Genomic DNA, 15,439 nt, shown 5'->3' with positions numbered 1-15,439 from the left:
GCAGTTTAGCAGATACCTATTTGAAACATTTTTCGTCGTGGAGAAAACAAGGGAGGGCGCTCAAATGTCAAAAAAAGCAGTCATTGTCGGAGCAGGATATGCAGGTGTGGCGGCTGCAATATATCTAAATAAAAAAGGGAAGAAAGATGATCTGGAAATCACATTAATAGATCGTAATGATTACCATACCCTTTTGACAGAATTGCATGAGGTAGCGGGAAACAGACAAGATGAGGAAACAATCAGAATTTTCCTGAAAGATATTTTCCGTGATACAAAAGTCAATCTTGTAAAGGACAGCATTGACCATTTTGATTTTGACAGTAAACAACTGGTCGGAGCCAAAGATACTTATACTTATGACTACTGCATTGTTGCAATAGGTAGTAAACCAGCATTTTATGGTATACCGGGCCTTGAAGAGAACGCTTTGACACTTTGGTCATATGATGATGCAATTCGAATAAGAGAACATGTAAGAAGCTGTTTTGAAAAAGCTCGTGACGAAAAAGATGCTGATGAAAGAAGAAAGCTATTAACATTTGTAGTAGGCGGAGCTGGATTCACCGGCGTAGAAATGGTAGGCGAACTCGCTCAATGGGCAAAAAAGCTGGCTCGAGAGAATAATATCGAACGTAATGAAATCAGGCTCATTCTCATAGATTTGCTTGATCGTGTTTTGCCTGTACTTGATGAAAAAAACAGTGCTAAAGCATATAAATATATGACAAAAAAACTAGGTATTGAAGTTATGCTTGAAACAGGCATTAACGAAATGACCAGTGATGTGATTTTAACAAGCAAAGAGGAAATTCATACGAAGACCTTGATATGGTGTGCCGGCGTTTGCTGCAGCAATGAGTCTGAAACTCTAGGACTTGAAAGACAAGGTCGAAACGGCAGAATACAAGTAGATGATACATGTCTTACTCAGCATGATGGTGTATATGCTGTCGGTGATTGCGGCGCTCTTGCAGATTCAAATGGAGAACCATATGCAGCTATGGTCGAAAACGCCATTCAATCGGCGGATGGAGCTGCTGCTAATATTTTACGCCAAATAAGAGGGCAGGAACCAGAAAAAGTAGAGGTAAAATTCCATGGAACTATGGTTTGTATAGGAAATTACTTCGCTGTTTCAGAAATAATGGGGAAAAGCCTTCCTTCATGGTTATCAGTTGTGATGAAATTTCTGGTAAATGCCCATTATCTTTTTGAAATCATGGGATTCAGAGGGCCCTACAATTATTTGAAAAATGAAATTGTAAACCGCAGACAAAATAAGCATTTCCTGGAAAAGCATTATTCGAAAAAAATGCAGGCATGGTGGCTGTTTCCGTTAAGAATGTTCATGGGATTGTACTGGCTTCTTGAAGGTTTGAAAAAAGTTACAGATGGTTGGTTTACAAATCCTAAACTGGCAGAATTTTCAGGTTTAAGCAGAGGATATCAATTAGCAGAAGATGCCATTTCTGCTGCTACCGGCGGCGGTTTAAGAATTGATCAGATTTTTGATTTAAAGTTAAAAATCATTGATTTTGAGCTTGGATATGCAAGTCAGATGATTGAAGGCTCTGCTGTAACTAAAGATATGTTTGCCAAAATTGATTTATTAAGATTTGGCAATTTTAATCTTGTTCCTTGGATTATAGAGAATTGGGCTTTAAGTAGCCAGGGCTGGGAAATGTTTTTCCAGATAGCAGTTACAGCTGCAGAAATAATAATAGGATTGCTTCTGATAACAGGCAGCTTTACCTTCCTTGCATCTTTAGGTTCATTTGCTATGTTAACAATGTTTGTGACTTCAACAGGATTATATTTTCACACATGGTGGTTGGGATTCGCCTCCATAGCTACTATGGGAGGAGCAGGCAGAGCATTTGGTATGGATCATTATCTGCTCCCTTGGCTTAACAGAGTATGGGAAGGAGTCTGGAAGAACCGCAGACTAAAATTATTCTTCCCACGGCAAAAGAAAAGCATTCGCATACAGAAGAATAAATAGAAAAAACTATGGATAAAAGAATTGTCAGAAAGATGCCGAATTTGGCAGCAGAACTTGAATATTTTGAACAATATCTAATGCAGAAATTCACATCTCAAGGATATGTGCAGAAATTTGCTAAAGAAGTTGTGACAAATGGAGGCAAACGTATCCGTCCTGCATTAGTTATTGCATCAGCTATGACAGGTGATTATTGCAGAGAAAAAGTGTTGCCGATGGCAGCAGCAATAGAAACTATGCACGCAGCAACACTTGTACATGATGATGTTATTGATGATGCCGATACCAGACGTAACAAACCTTCTCTGCACAGAATACAAGGTAATCACATTGCTATATATGCCGGAGATTACATGCTTGCAAGAGCCTTGAGAATGCTGGCAGAATGTGAGCTTCCATTAGAAGAAACGTCTAAACTGGCATATGTGATAGAACAAATTTGTGCAGGAGACATTTCTCAATACCTGGGTAAAAACAAAGTTCCTGGCTATAGAACTTATTTGCGAAGAATATCGGGTAAAACAGGTTTATTGTTTGCCGCTTCCTGTGCCAGTGGAGCTTATATAGGACAAGTTTCTGAAAAAGATCAGAAAAAATTATGGCATTTTGGCATAAGACTAGGTGCATCTTTTCAGATAAAAGATGACTTGCTCGACATGAATGAAGATCAAAGCATTGCAGGCAAGCCTACAGGAAGAGATTTACAGGATGGAATCGTTACATTGCCAATTTTATTATCTGCATCCTATGCAGACTACAAAGTGCTTCTCGAAAATTATTTAGCAGGCGATAAAAATGAAGTAACAACAAAAGACTTAATAAAACTGGCAAGAGCAAAAGGAAGCTTCGAAAAATCAAAACAGATTCTTGCTGACAATCTGAAAAAGTGTCGAAATACATTAGATGATCTTCCAGATTCAGAGGGTAAAAAATATCTTTATGAATTTGTAAATATTGTTGAAGAATAACATAGTAATATTAGAATTTTCATTGTTATTATATACTTGCTAAGAATGATATAGAGTTTTCATTCTTTACGGTATTAATAAAATATAGACACCAGGGAAAGACAAAGGAACAGGAACATTTTGAATAAAAGGCATTATATGTCATAAAAAGGAGGATTTTTATGAAAAAAATTATAGCATTAATTCTTGTACTAGTATTTATTGTAGCACTTGCTGGTTGTTCTTCTTCTAGTTCAGAAACCAGAGTAGGTCTTGGGCAGATTACCACAATCAGATCGTCAAAGGATCTGGCGGAAAATGATGAAGGCGTGAAGATCGGTACTGCTCAGGCAGATACTGTGATGGCAGCCGTAATGATTGATGAAGATGGCAAAGTAGTGGATATCAAAATTGATGCAGCTCAAACCAGAATTAATTTTGATGAAGATGGTGTTATCACATCTGATACATCTATCGAGTATCCAACTAAACGTGAGCTTGGTGATGATTATGGCATGATAGTTGCCTCTGGTATCGGTCGTGAATGGTATGAGCAAATAGACGCTATCGAAGAATGGATGACAGGGAAAACGGCTGAAGAAATCAAAAATATGAAAGTTAAAGCAGACGATACAGGAGCAAATGTACCTGATGAGGCCGATCTGGTTTCAAAGGCAACTCTTAAGGTTGACGTCTACATAGCTGCTGCAATTGAAGCAATAGAAGATGCCAGCAAATAATTCTTGCAACTGATTTATCGTTTTTCAGATGATAAAGCATTTGGTTCCGTTCCAAAAAAATCCTCCGGTTGCTTAGTCGGAGGATTTTTTATTATAATTTGTATTTGTAGTTAATATGAGAGAAGGATTATTAAAAAATGAAAAATCAAGAATTTGACACCCGGATTCCGATAAGAAAAAAAGAATGTATTTCATTTAAATTAATGATCATTCTTTTGACGATAGTAGCTGCATTTTTACTCCAATCATGCAGTAAAAATGATAATCAGGCGAAAAGATATACAAGTCACATGGTTGGTGCTTTTGATACTACCATTACTATTATCGGCTATAGTCAAACAGAAAAAGATTTTGAGAAGTATATCAATATGGCTGATGAGAGATTTGAAGAACTGCATCAATTATTTGACCGTTATAATACTTACGAAGGCATAAATAATATAAAAACAATTAATGAGATTGGAGCAATTGAACCCGTACCTGTCAAAAAAGAGATTATTGATCTTCTCAAAATTTCAATTGAATGGCAAAAAGAATCGCCGAATACTGTTAACATAGCTCTTGGTTCGGTGCTTGAATTATGGCATGACAGCCGAGCAGACTCAATCAACAATATCGATCAAGCATATTTGCCTGATATTTCAGATCTGAAAAAAGCTGCCGAACACACCAATGTCGATGATATTATTATTGACGAACAGAATAATACGGTTTTCTTGCAAGATTCCGATTTGAAATTAGATCTAGGAGCTGTAGCCAAAGGTTATGCAACAGAATTAGTAAAACAAGAACTGCTTACTGCCGGCTGGAACAGCTTCATTATAAGCAGCGGCGGAAATGTCAGCGTTGCCAATCCACCTTTGGACGAAAACAGAAACAGCTGGAATATCGGAATACAAAATCCGGCTGCTGAATTGCCGGAAACCGATGATGAAATTTTATATACTCTTGCTGTTAACAACACCTCGGTAGTAACCAGCGGTGATTATCAGAGATACTATATAGTCGACGGTAAAAGATACCATCACATTATAGATCCCTCGACTCTATTTCCTGCTGATTATTTTTCAAGCATTACAGTGGTTACCCCTGACTCTGGTTTAGCTGATTTTTATTCAACAGTTTTCTTTATTCTTCCCTATGAACAAGGCAGAGAATACGCAGACAGTCTGGAAGATGTAGAAGTCATATGGGTTTTTAACGATTTAAGCGTTCAGATGACTGATGGCATCACAGAACTCCTAAAATAAAAGAAATAGAAATAGTCATTATCAAGAAAACAGATAGGATGACAAAGTTTTTAACTGCAAGTACAAAAGTTTCCTGCTTACTTTGTTTGTTTGCAAATAACCTAATATGCTTCTCAACAGGTATAATTGTAACGAAAAACAAAACGGCCGGCCAGCTTAAAACTCTAAAAATAAGCAAAAGCAATATTGCAGCATAACCACTATAATATAATATTCTAAATAAAGTAATCGCTTTGGATTTGCCGATAAAATAAGTTAAGGTATACCTTTTATTAACTACGTCATCGTCAAGATCACATATATTATTAGCCAGCATAATATTAGCAATTCCTGCTGCCACAGGCCAGGATATTAATAACAAGAAAAGTAATTCCGGCCAAAAAAGCTGCAGATTTATACTTTCTAAATTAATCTTATATATAAGAAATTCTTCTCCCGACACATGGATATAAGCTGCCAAAAAAGGAATAATCAAACCCATAAATCCACCAGAAAAGATTTCGCCAAAAGGAGTTCGGGAAATAGGTACAGGGCCGGTTGAATAAAGAATCCCTGCAGCCAAAGATATTACTCCAATAATTAAAACAAGATAATCTGTAATGCAAACAAGCAGAATTCCAAAAACAGCAGCCAGAACAAGCAATACTATTATGGTTGCCAAAACATATTTTTCTTGAAGTTTATCTCGCACAATTGCATTATGACTCTCATAGCCAAAACCATGTTTCTTGATAGCTTTTTTATAATCCATATAATTATTAATTGCAGTCGTTGCCATATCAATACATATCAGAGACGCCAGCATAAAGAGGAAAGCCCAAATTCTGAAATTATCAAACCGGAAAACTGCATACATGGTTCCAAGTATAAATGGTAATACGCTTGCTACTTTTGTTTGAATTTCAACTAATTTAAGAAAACTTTTTATTGCCATAAAAATATCAGGAATATAATCCTGCAACCTCTCTAAATTATCTACATTATTTTATCACAGTTGAAAATTTTTTTCTTTTTATAATTAAATAAAGACACTTTTACAATTAAAATTTGTGTCAATAAATTTATCAAAGTGCCATTTACCATATAATATGATAAAATTGAATGACATTAAATGACATTGTTATGAATTATAAAAAGTACATCAAGGAGTCTAATGATGGTAATTTCGAAATTTTGTCGCCACTGCGGTAAACCTTTGCAGCCTACAACAAAATTCTGCGAGTTTTGCGGATCACAGGTTATTGATACTAATACAGGCATACCCTATAACAATCAAAAATCAGTTGGAAAAACAAAAAAGAAATTAACCAAACCAAACATCGTCGTACTTTTGGTGGGATTGTTGCTTTGCATGTATGCCTTAAGAATACCTGTGCTTTTTTTATTAGGCAATACTACAATGGCAGTTGTAACAGATGTACGACAGATAATTAACAGTTCCAGTTCTGCAATGGATCATGACTATCGTGTTAGTTACTCTTTTATAACAGATGATGATAAAAGAATAAACGGAAGTTATGACATGGGTAATGTCTTTAATTACTCAAATCTTCCACAAAAAGGGAGTACGGTCACAATAAGATATTTGCCTTTTTTCCCATCTATTAATTACCCTGCCAATAGAAAGAACTCAGTTTTATTTACTTTGATAGTAGGAGCTCTAGGAATTACGACGATAACTCTCGCTGTAATGGGGAAATTTAAAAAGGCTTCGACAAGATAAAAAAGGAGTTCAATGTGACTAATATCACTTTAAAACTCTATTAAATATGATTTAATCGCATAATGATTCTAATGATAGAAGGTGTTAGATTAATTTATGATATTTAATATTGTTTTATACAGCTTGGCAGTCGCTTTACTAACTGCCTCTTTTTTCAAAGATAAAAAAAGAACCAAAATGGCATTAAGAAAGGCTTGGAAAGCTTTTGAGAATATATTGCCTCAATTTTTGGCAATTCTTCTTTTGATAGGATTAATGTTGGCTGTATTGTCTCCAGAATTGATAAGCAGAATAATCGGTCAGGAATCAGGCTGGATTGGTATGTTGTTAGCAGCAATCATAGGATCAATAACTCTTATTCCTGGATTTGTAGCGTTTCCGCTTGCTGCAGCTTTATTAATCAATGGTGCCGGCATAAGCCAGATTGCGGTTTTTATTTCTACCCTTATGATGGTGGGAATAGTAACAATTCCTGTTGAAATAAAATATTTTGGCAAAAGAGCTACCTTAACAAGAAATTCATTAGCATTTATTATGGCAGTTTTTGTTGCAATAATTTTAGGAGTTATATTATCATGAGTCAGCCTATTAACATTTCAGAAAAGCCCCCAAAAATTCCACTTAAAATTTCTCTAGTAAAAAGATACTCCTTATTTTTAATTTTTTCAGTAATTTACTTAGTTGTAATAGCCTTAGCTCCAGACATAGGTTTTAAGGCTATACATATGACTTTTGAAAATATTATTGAAATGCTTGCAGTTATTCCACCTATCTTTATTCTATTGGGCTTATTAGATGTTTGGGTTCCAAAAGAAATTATGATTAAACTTACAGGATCAGGGTCAGGAATAAAAGGAATTGCTATTTCTTTCTTACTTGGTTCCTTTGCTGCTGGGCCATTATATGCCGCATTTCCTTTTGCCGGCATAATGTTAAAGAAAGGAACTAAATTTTCTAACATTATGATTTTTATCGGTGCATGGTCAACAACAAAAATCCCCTTGCTTTTGTTTGAGGCAAGCTCTCTTGGAATTAATTTTATGCTGATAAGATTCGCTCTGAATTTACCAGTTATTTTTATTCTTGGCTATCTGGTCGAAAAATCCTTGCCCTCACAAGACAGAAAAGCTATTTATAAGGCAGCTGAAAAAATTACAGATTAATAGATTTTTCTTTTAGTAAGAAGTAATCTATTCCAGTTCTTTTCTATATGGCAAAGAAGGCTGGGCACCATATCTTGAAATTGCTAAAGAAGATGCCTTGCCGGCAAAACTTATTGCATCAAAAGTATTTTTACCTTCTGCCAAAGCAACAGCTAGAGCTCCACTAAAACAGTCACCTGCAGCAGTTGTATCAACAACGGCAACATCATTCGCAGGCATATGCACAGCCTTCTGACTATCTTGATCAAAATAAACTACGCCTCTTTTACCCATGGTTATAATTGGAAGCTTGATTCCCATTGTATTCATAGTTTTAACAGCTACAAGGGCAGTTTCTACAGTATCTGCATTCAGGCCTGTTACAATCTGACATTCATGTTCATTTGGTTTAAAAATATCGACCTGTTTAAGCAGTTCAAAATCCAAAGGGACAGCCGGAGCAGGATCAAGCATTATTTTTATATTATATTTTTTCGCAAGATCTATAGCATATTTAACAGTATTCAGAGGGATTTCAAGTTGCAGCATTATAATATCCGCACTTTTTATCATTTCTATATTCCTGTCTATATCCTCCGGGAAAACTTGACCATTAGCCCCAGGATCTAAAATTATAAAATTATCTCCTTCAATTACCACGATAGTTGCAGTTCCGGTTTGAACATCACCAACTTTTACAGCAGAGTAATCAATTCCATCAGAGTCAAGGCTTTTGATAAGAGATTTACCAAAAAGATCATTGCCAACTGATCCAATTATAGATATTTCTGCACCTAATCTTGAAGCAGCAACAGCTTGATTACTGCCCTTACCTCCAGGGCAGGTCATGAAATCACTACCTGTTATTGTCTCTCCTAGCAAAGGCATACGCGGACTATTAACTACAAGATCCATATTAAGGCTGCCGATAACAACTATTCTGCTCATAAAGAACCCTCCACTGCTAAATTAAGATCACGATAACAATCATGACAATGAATTGTCAATACTAAGAACAATATCTCAATTTGATTATTCTATCAAACTTATTTATCTGAAACTTTACCATCAAAGAAAGATATTGGCAAACCAAATAAGACTCCCGTATCAGGTTTTGCAAGTCCTCCCACAACTTCATCTATAGTTTCCCTTGCAAGATCAACCAATGTATCATCAACTGCCATAAATAAGGTTAGATTTGATCGCAGATCTGGATCTATAATCATTTTTATTGATTCAAAAAAATTTTGCGACTGATTGCCAATCAATCTAGCCATACCCGTGCTTTCAATAACAGTTGCACCTTTAACCCCTATTTTAATCAGGTTTTCAAACAGATTATCCAGACATTCTGTTTTATTTAAGATAAGTATCAGAAGTTGCATACCATTCACCATTGTTAACCCTTCTCTAATAAATAACTATTTAACTTTTTGATAATAACTCTATATTTAGGCTTTTGCAAATAAATTTGTCATTGACAAAATAACAGCGTCACCATTATTTTTTGCTTCTGATGATACAATCATAAAATAGCATAAACTCTTAAACTATCAATAAGGAGATATTTAGAATGTATTGTAATAAATGTGGCAGTAAGCTTAATAAAAATGCCTCCTTTTGCCCTGAATGTGGTACAGGATTTTCTACAGCTAAGCAAAGCTACAATAACAGTTTTGAACAGCGTAAACAAGGCGGCAATATAGGCTATTCACCTAAAATAAATGATCCTGCTATTATAAAATATGCAAAAAACACTAAACTCTGGACAATTATTTTTGCATTGATTATTGCGACAATTGCAATTGTTGGTTTTTATATTGCCGGTGAAGTAGGTTCAGAAATGGATAATCCTGAGTCTTTGTATATTGGTTTTATTATAGGTGGTATGTTTATTCTTATAGCGAGCATTCAAATACTGTCGAAGTCAGGTCGGAAAAGCTGGGATGGAATTGTCGTAGACAAAAGAATAGAAAAAAAGAAAGAGAAAAAATATTATAGTGACAGTGATGGTTCTGGAAGTTATCATTGGCAAGAATATATGGCCTACACTGTTTTTATTCGCGACATGAAAGGAAAAATTCATGAAAGTATCGGTCGTAACGATGATACTAAATATAATTATTATAAAATTGGTGATCATGTCAGGTTTCATGGTTTTTTGGGCACTTATGAAAAATACGACAAATCAGGAGACAGCATCATATTTTGCAATTGCTGTGCAGACTTAAATGATATTTCAGATGAAATATGCTTTCGTTGTAAATCTCCCTTGCTAAAATAATGGCAAAAAAATATCAGTCAAATTATATAATCGCAAAGTATAAAGCCAACTCTGATCTGAAACCCTTATCACAATTAATGAAATCAGAGCTGCAAATAGAGAGCTCAAAAAATTTACCAAATCATTATTTACAAAAGCAAATCCTTTTACTAGCTTGTTAGGTTTGCCATTACTATACTTTTTTTCCGTTATATCTCCTTGTAGATTAATATATTTTGCTTGCAGAATATCACCCAGCAAGCTGTCCAAAAGAGAACCAAGCAAGCCGGCAAGTGTTATCATTGATACAACAACAATCATTATTTCAAACTTTACAGGGAATAATAAAATACTGCTTATAAGAGCAATAAGCATCGCACCGCAAATTGAAGCAACAAAGCCAAACGCAGTAACTCCTCCTGAGAGGCCTCTCTCGATCGGCTTGCCGGATATAAATGATATAGGATCTTTACGGCTCAATACTCCCAGTTCTGACGCCCAGGTATCTGCATTGCTTGCAGCAAGAGCAGCGCAGTAACAAATTACAAATTCAGGCTGTCGATATATGGCAAACAGAATCGCCATAATCAGGGCAGGACCTCCATTAGCTAGAACTTGAATACTTGTCCTGGCTCCTGTATGTTCAGAGATTTTCATTTCCAACGACTCTTTCAAGCTTTTGTTTATTTTTGATAAGAGGGTTGAGCTGATAAAAAAAGTTAATAATACAATTATGAAATGTGCTCCACCTATATAGAATAAGAATAAAGCCAATATCATAGCAGTAAAATACCCAGCTAAAGTCAATGCCCCTTTAATGTAAACAAAAGCGGCAACAACCAGACTTAGTACAAAAAAAATCAAGTCATTTATTTTTATCAATAAAGGTCACCCCAAAATAGTCTTAAATTTTATTTTCCAGAAAATAAGTAATTTTTTCCAGTTTGGAACAAATATTCTTCTTTGCAAAAGCATATAATCACTTTTTCTGCATTCATGTATGATTGATCTATAGTATTCGAGAGAGAGTAATAATGGAAGTTTAGCTTTTTTGTCGAAAAAATCTATATTTTTTTCAACTTCCAGATAATACTCTTCTGCAATGGCTGCCAATTTTTCCCAAAGAGCAATTAAGTTCTTTGACATAAGAGGTTCAGCCAAATGTGTTGAATCAATACCTGCTTCCTGCATCATATTTGCAGGTAAATATATTCTACCTAATCTATGATCAGTTCCAACATCTCTTAAAATATTAGTTATTTGCATTGCATGTCCGAGTTTCACACAAATATTTTCGATCTTCTTATTCTCAGGATCTTTTGCCATAAGAGGGCAAAGCATCAACCCTACGGTGCCGGCAACAAAATAGCAATAATTGTCAAAAGCCGCCATATCTGCAGGCTGAACATGTTCAAGATCCATTTTAAGACCATGAACCAAATCAAAGTAAGGTTTAAAAGTAAGATCGAATCTATCAAAAGTCAATCTAAGTGCTCTCCATAGTGGTTCATCAAAATTTATTCCACGAGAAAAATCTGTTAACTTTTGTTCAAGTAAATTAATTTCTGTCGCATCATTATGTTCATCTACTGCATCATCTGCAATTCTACAAAAAGCATATATAGCAAACACAGCGAGGGCTTTGTCTTTACGCAAATGTTTAAAAGCCCGATAAAAGCTTCCCGAATGAGACTTTATTACTTTTTCACACCACTTAAAATCATCTTTGGCTCTCATATCATGTGGCCATTTAAGATAATCCTGATCTTTTATATTCACAATTCAGCTCCTTGCACCAAAAAACCTTCAGATGATAATTGATAATTTATTTATTAGTAATTTCATCAACCCATGCGTCCCACTCCTGATCCAACTTCTGCAATTCAGGATGATTTAATATGTATTGAATTGTTCTACGGACGCCTTGATCAAATCTAATAACTGCATTATATTCCGGAACCAGCTTCTTTATTTTAGAATTGTCAAAAACAACACTGTGGCTTTTATCACCAAGCAAAGTCCCTGCCAATTCAGGACGAATTCTGGCCAGATGTTCTGAAGTTATATGCACAAGATTAGGTCTTACACCCATAGCCTGGCCTATGCAAAAATAAATTTGATTCCAGGTTAATGTCTCATCAGAAGTAATATGCACAGTCTCACCTATCGCATGAATATTACCCATTAGACCGGTCATTGCAAGTGCAAAATCCTGATTATGCGTCATAGTCCATAAAGATGTGCCGTCTCCATGAACTATAACTGGTTTTCCTTGCCGAATGCGTAAAACGTCCTGCCAACTGCCTTTAGGACCATGAACACCCAGAGGAACCGACCAATCACCGTATGTATGACTTGGTCTTACTATTGTTATCGGGAAATTATCCAGGCGAAATGATTTAAGTAATCTCTCCTCACAAGCAATTTTATCACGGGAATATTGCCAGTAAGGATTTGACAAAGGCGTACTCTCTGTTATCAGATAATTGGAAAGTGGCTTCTGATAAACAGAAGCAGAACTGATAAATATATATTGACCACATTTATTTTTAAATAATCTCAAATCACGCTCTATGTCTGAGACATTAAATGCAATAAAATTAACAACAACATCAAACCAATGCTGGGATATAAGATCAGCTACTTTTTGCTCATCATTTATATCTGCCATTATAATATGTGCATGAGGCGGAACATGTTCTTGCCTATTCCCTCTGTTGAGAAGGTACAGATCCCAACCCAATTCAATCACGCGATGGCTTACAGCCTTGCTGATGGTACCTGTTCCACCAATAAATAATGCTTTCATGTGTAAAACCTCCTTAGAAGTTCATTCTAGCAAATACAGCACTGTTAAACAACGTAAACATCTAATTATTTCTTTGCAAAAGGTTTAATTATGTTAAAATATATTAACATAGTCCAAAGGAGGTCTTGACGTGCCACTACTCTTTGCCAGACAGCCAATTTTTGACCGCAGAGGCCGGAGATATGGATACGAGCTGCTATACCGGGAACCGGGGCAGTTTGTTTATGATCAGCATGACGGAGATATGGCAACATCAAGTGTAATGGCAGCCGGATTTCTCTCCATGGGAGTAAATGAATTATCAGATCAAAGCAAAGCTTTTATAAATTTTACAGAGAACATGCTATTAAGAGGAATAGCAACACTTTTCCCACCAAGACAAATTGTTGTTGAGATATTGGAGACCATCGAACCAACTACTGAAATTATTGCCGCCTGCAAAGAATTAAAGGCTAAAGGCTATATTATTGCTTTAGATGATTTTATTCTGCGAGATGATTATGAGGCATTAATAAATATTGCTAATATAATAAAAGTTGATTTTATGGAACTAAAATTAGAAGAAGAAAGACAAGCTGTCATAATTCAAAATCGTAACAGAAAAATACGGTTTCTTGCTGAAAAGGTAGAAACAAGAGAAGATTATGATATGGCTGTAAGGCTTGGCTATGAACTTTTCCAAGGTTATTTTTTTGCCAAACCTGTAATTATAAATACAAATAATATTCCGCCTTCAAAATATAATCAGATACGCCTGATGCATCTGTTAAATGAGCCAGATCCTGATATTGGTGATATTGCTGACATTATTGAGCAAGACGTAGCGTTCACCTATGAAATACTTAAACTGACCAAAACAGTTAAATACTATCGTGGCAATAGAATAAATTCTATACGGCAGGCAGCTGCATTAATGGGGCTTGGAGAATTAAAAAAGTGGGCATTCATTACGATAATAAGGCGCATTGGGGATCATAGCCACGAAGAGAACATAAGCACATCTGTGCAGAGAGGTCGCGTACTTGAACAACTAAGTGAGTTAACCGGAAATGCCAACCAGAAAATGACCTATTTTACGCTTGGGCTTCTTTCCATGATTGATGTCCTTACCGGCTGCGAGATGTCGGCGATAGTTCCGGAACTTCCTGTCTCCGATGAAATCAAGGATATTCTATCCGGCAAACCAATCTCAACACCAATGGCACAATGCTATAAGCTAACCATAGCATATGAAAAGGCTCAGTGGATATTATCAGAAATAATAGCAGAAGATATTGGAATAGATTTGGATATCTTAGCCAAATTTTATCTTGATGCTGTAGTCTGGTCTAATGAAATCAGTTCATAATAAATCATCCCAATTCAACAATCTTCTTTGCCCCTCTAATTTACGGATATCAGTTATATCCTGGCTCACTTCGAGTACGCCCCTATACTCATCTTTTTCATTTCTAAGTGCAAAATATTGAATCAATATAAATTTTTCTTTTATTTCAATCCAGAAACTTGCTTTGTTTTGCTTACCGCTGCGAAAAGATTCAATAATTTCCTGTACCACATGAACACTTTCCGGCGGGTGACAATTAGCAACATCACGACCTAAAGAAGCCTGAGATCTGGGAAAAATTCTATCCTTAGGCCTTGAGAAAAAACACAGTTTATTATTCTCATCAACAAAAGACAAATCCACAGGCAATGATGAAAAAATCAGCATAAGTTGCTCCAAAGTTATATTACCTGTTTCTGTTTTAATCAAATAATTATTTATGACAGAAAAATCTGATTTTATGCCATCAGGCTCGGGAGGTATTTCATTTTTCTCAAGAAAAGGAAAAGAGTATTCATAACTTTGTCTTAACATCTCTTCCATCTCCTGATGATTGAAAATTTCAACCATTGTAGGAAATAGTATTAATTCTTCCTTTTGAACAATACCATGCATGGCAAAAAACAGTTCGCCAAAGACGATATTTAAAGCAGGCTCTTCACCCTCATCTAGAGTTTCTTTTTCCAGAAATTCAATCGTCTCTTTAATTTTTTGTCTTGCTTCATCATGCAGTGACCACATAATTGCAAGGCCATCAAATCTGCTATGTTTTTTCTCCATAAGCGGGAAAATAATATTTTCTTTTTTTAGATAATGATCATTAAATTCCAACAATCTCGTCACATCTTCTAAGAGGCTTTCTTTCTGTTTTACTATTGGAAAATCTTGGATTTTTTCACTTATAGCATCAAGACGTTCAACCAGTTTTCTGTTTTCCAGACTCAGCAAATGGAGAAAACTTCCAGTCATAGGTTTTCTCCATTTGTAAGCAACAAGACCATGATGAAATACATTAATAACTTTATCAAGATAGTTTAAAATCTCTGATGATGACTGACCTGCTTTGTAACGGTTAGTGAAAATTTCAAAAGCTTCTTGTGGTGTCACACTCATCAAATCAATTTTATTTTCCATATACAGATCTTTCGCAGCAATGCCGGAAACACTTCCCTGCTGCAGCTTGTCTATATATTTATTCAACCGTTTTATTTTCTCATAATCAATCATCTTCAT

At 35.5% G+C, this 15,439-nt stretch carries 16 protein-coding genes; 9 read left to right on the top strand and 7 right to left on the bottom strand.

Translation table 11 applies throughout. The features are described 5' to 3' along the window. Positions 1–64 precede the first annotated feature (64 nt). The 4 genes from AC0KSB_RS02065 to AC0KSB_RS02050 all read left to right on the top strand — a co-directional run bounded on the left by AC0KSB_RS02065 (position 65) and on the right by AC0KSB_RS02050 (position 4,942). Entirely contained in the window at positions 65–2,005 is a 1,941-nt protein-coding gene (locus AC0KSB_RS02065; protein ID WP_472306226.1) for an FAD-dependent oxidoreductase, read from the top strand. A gap of 8 nt (positions 2,006–2,013) precedes the next feature. After that, entirely contained in the window at positions 2,014–2,973 is a 960-nt protein-coding gene (locus AC0KSB_RS02060) for a polyprenyl synthetase family protein (protein WP_472306224.1), read from the top strand. A gap of 161 nt (positions 2,974–3,134) precedes the next feature. Next, positions 3,135–3,692 carry a hypothetical protein gene (locus AC0KSB_RS02055; protein ID WP_472306222.1) on the top strand — a complete coding sequence of 186 codons (558 nt, stop codon included), beginning with the start codon at positions 3,135–3,137 and terminating at the stop codon, positions 3,690–3,692. A 137-nt stretch (positions 3,693–3,829) separates the two neighbouring features. After that, positions 3,830–4,942, top strand: a complete 1,113-nt coding sequence (locus tag AC0KSB_RS02050) for an FAD:protein FMN transferase (protein WP_472306220.1) — start codon at positions 3,830–3,832, stop codon at positions 4,940–4,942. On the opposite strand, the gene AC0KSB_RS02045 is transcribed toward AC0KSB_RS02050, so the two are convergent. Further along, positions 4,923–5,903 (bottom strand): 1,4-dihydroxy-2-naphthoate polyprenyltransferase, encoded by a 981-nt coding sequence (locus AC0KSB_RS02045; RefSeq protein WP_472306218.1) that lies wholly within the window; start codon positions 5,901–5,903, stop codon positions 4,923–4,925. The genes AC0KSB_RS02050 and AC0KSB_RS02045 overlap by 20 nt on opposite strands. Positions 5,904–6,098: 195 nt before the next feature. On the opposite strand from AC0KSB_RS02045, the gene AC0KSB_RS02040 reads away from it, so the two are divergent. The 3 genes from AC0KSB_RS02040 (at position 6,099) to AC0KSB_RS02030 (ending at position 7,828) form a co-directional block, all read left to right on the top strand. Beyond that, positions 6,099–6,665 (top strand): zinc-ribbon domain-containing protein, encoded by a 567-nt coding sequence (locus tag AC0KSB_RS02040; protein WP_472306216.1) that lies wholly within the window; start codon positions 6,099–6,101, stop codon positions 6,663–6,665. Positions 6,666–6,764: 99 nt separating this feature from the next. Then, positions 6,765–7,244 carry a permease gene (locus tag AC0KSB_RS02035; RefSeq protein ID WP_472306572.1) on the top strand — a complete coding sequence of 160 codons (480 nt, stop codon included), beginning with the start codon at positions 6,765–6,767 and terminating at the stop codon, positions 7,242–7,244. Continuing rightward, positions 7,241–7,828, top strand: coding sequence for a permease (locus tag AC0KSB_RS02030; RefSeq protein WP_472306214.1), 588 nt, complete (start codon positions 7,241–7,243; stop codon positions 7,826–7,828). The genes AC0KSB_RS02035 and AC0KSB_RS02030 overlap by 4 nt, the downstream gene beginning before the upstream one ends. Before the next feature lie 27 nt (positions 7,829–7,855). On the opposite strand, the gene rbsK is transcribed toward AC0KSB_RS02030, so the two are convergent. Beyond that, entirely contained in the window at positions 7,856–8,755 is a 900-nt protein-coding gene (gene rbsK, locus AC0KSB_RS02025) for a ribokinase (protein ID WP_472306212.1), read from the bottom strand. A 98-nt stretch (positions 8,756–8,853) separates the two neighbouring features. Beyond that, on the bottom strand, positions 8,854–9,204 hold the full coding sequence (locus tag AC0KSB_RS02020; protein WP_472306210.1) for a hypothetical protein: 351 nt from the start codon (positions 9,202–9,204) through the stop codon (positions 8,854–8,856). A 176-nt stretch (positions 9,205–9,380) separates the two neighbouring features. Between AC0KSB_RS02020 and AC0KSB_RS02015 the strand changes: the two genes are divergently transcribed. Further along, on the top strand, positions 9,381–10,091 hold the full coding sequence (locus AC0KSB_RS02015; RefSeq protein WP_472306208.1) for a zinc-ribbon domain-containing protein: 711 nt from the start codon (positions 9,381–9,383) through the stop codon (positions 10,089–10,091). Here the strand turns inward: AC0KSB_RS02015 and AC0KSB_RS02010 are convergent. The 3 genes from AC0KSB_RS02010 to AC0KSB_RS02000 are packed head-to-tail and all read right to left on the bottom strand — an operon-like array spanning position 10,083 to position 12,879. Further along, complete coding sequence (locus AC0KSB_RS02010) at positions 10,083–10,952, bottom strand: DUF92 domain-containing protein (protein WP_472306206.1); 870 nt, start codon at positions 10,950–10,952, stop codon at positions 10,083–10,085. The two genes, AC0KSB_RS02015 and AC0KSB_RS02010, sit on opposite strands and share 9 nt — an antisense overlap. 6 nt (positions 10,953–10,958) lie before the next feature. After that, positions 10,959–11,849 carry a phytoene/squalene synthase family protein gene (locus tag AC0KSB_RS02005; RefSeq protein WP_472306204.1) on the bottom strand — a complete coding sequence of 297 codons (891 nt, stop codon included), beginning with the start codon at positions 11,847–11,849 and terminating at the stop codon, positions 10,959–10,961. Between the two features lie 46 nt (positions 11,850–11,895). Next, positions 11,896–12,879 carry an SDR family oxidoreductase gene (locus tag AC0KSB_RS02000; RefSeq protein WP_472306202.1) on the bottom strand — a complete coding sequence of 328 codons (984 nt, stop codon included), beginning with the start codon at positions 12,877–12,879 and terminating at the stop codon, positions 11,896–11,898. 130 nt (positions 12,880–13,009) lie between these two features. Between AC0KSB_RS02000 and AC0KSB_RS01995 the strand changes: the two genes are divergently transcribed. Continuing rightward, a complete protein-coding gene (locus AC0KSB_RS01995) occupies positions 13,010–14,227 on the top strand; it encodes an EAL and HDOD domain-containing protein (RefSeq protein WP_472306200.1) in 1,218 nt (405 codons plus the stop codon). On the opposite strand, the gene AC0KSB_RS01990 is transcribed toward AC0KSB_RS01995, so the two are convergent. Continuing rightward, positions 14,222–15,439: a PAS domain-containing protein gene (locus AC0KSB_RS01990; RefSeq protein ID WP_472306198.1), complete on the bottom strand. Its 1,218-nt coding sequence runs from the start codon at positions 15,437–15,439 to the stop codon at positions 14,222–14,224. The genes AC0KSB_RS01995 and AC0KSB_RS01990 overlap by 6 nt on opposite strands.

The organism is Ercella succinigenes, assembly GCF_900002895.1.
This window is presented reverse-complemented; position numbering and strand designations above follow the sequence as displayed.

Bases quoted from the DNA above. Each gene is read 5' to 3' on its own strand.
- rbsK (WP_472306212.1), bottom strand. From the start codon at position 8,755: ATGAGCAGAATAGTTGTTATCGGCAGCCTTAATATGGATCTTGTAGTT.
- AC0KSB_RS02055 (WP_472306222.1), top strand. From the start codon at position 3,135: ATGAAAAAAATTATAGCATTAATTCTTGTACTAGTATTTATTGTAGCA.
- AC0KSB_RS01990 (WP_472306198.1), bottom strand. From the start codon at position 15,439: ATGAAGATGATTGATTATGAGAAAATAAAACGGTTGAATAAATATATA.
- AC0KSB_RS02065 (WP_472306226.1), top strand. From the start codon at position 65: ATGTCAAAAAAAGCAGTCATTGTCGGAGCAGGATATGCAGGTGTGGCG.
- AC0KSB_RS02000 (WP_472306202.1), bottom strand. From the start codon at position 12,879: ATGAAAGCATTATTTATTGGTGGAACAGGTACCATCAGCAAGGCTGTA.
- AC0KSB_RS02050 (WP_472306220.1), top strand. From the start codon at position 3,830: ATGAAAAATCAAGAATTTGACACCCGGATTCCGATAAGAAAAAAAGAA.
- AC0KSB_RS02040 (WP_472306216.1), top strand. From the start codon at position 6,099: ATGGTAATTTCGAAATTTTGTCGCCACTGCGGTAAACCTTTGCAGCCT.
- AC0KSB_RS02015 (WP_472306208.1), top strand. From the start codon at position 9,381: ATGTATTGTAATAAATGTGGCAGTAAGCTTAATAAAAATGCCTCCTTT.
- AC0KSB_RS02030 (WP_472306214.1), top strand. From the start codon at position 7,241: ATGAGTCAGCCTATTAACATTTCAGAAAAGCCCCCAAAAATTCCACTT.
- AC0KSB_RS02060 (WP_472306224.1), top strand. From the start codon at position 2,014: ATGGATAAAAGAATTGTCAGAAAGATGCCGAATTTGGCAGCAGAACTT.
- AC0KSB_RS02020 (WP_472306210.1), bottom strand. From the start codon at position 9,204: ATGGTGAATGGTATGCAACTTCTGATACTTATCTTAAATAAAACAGAA.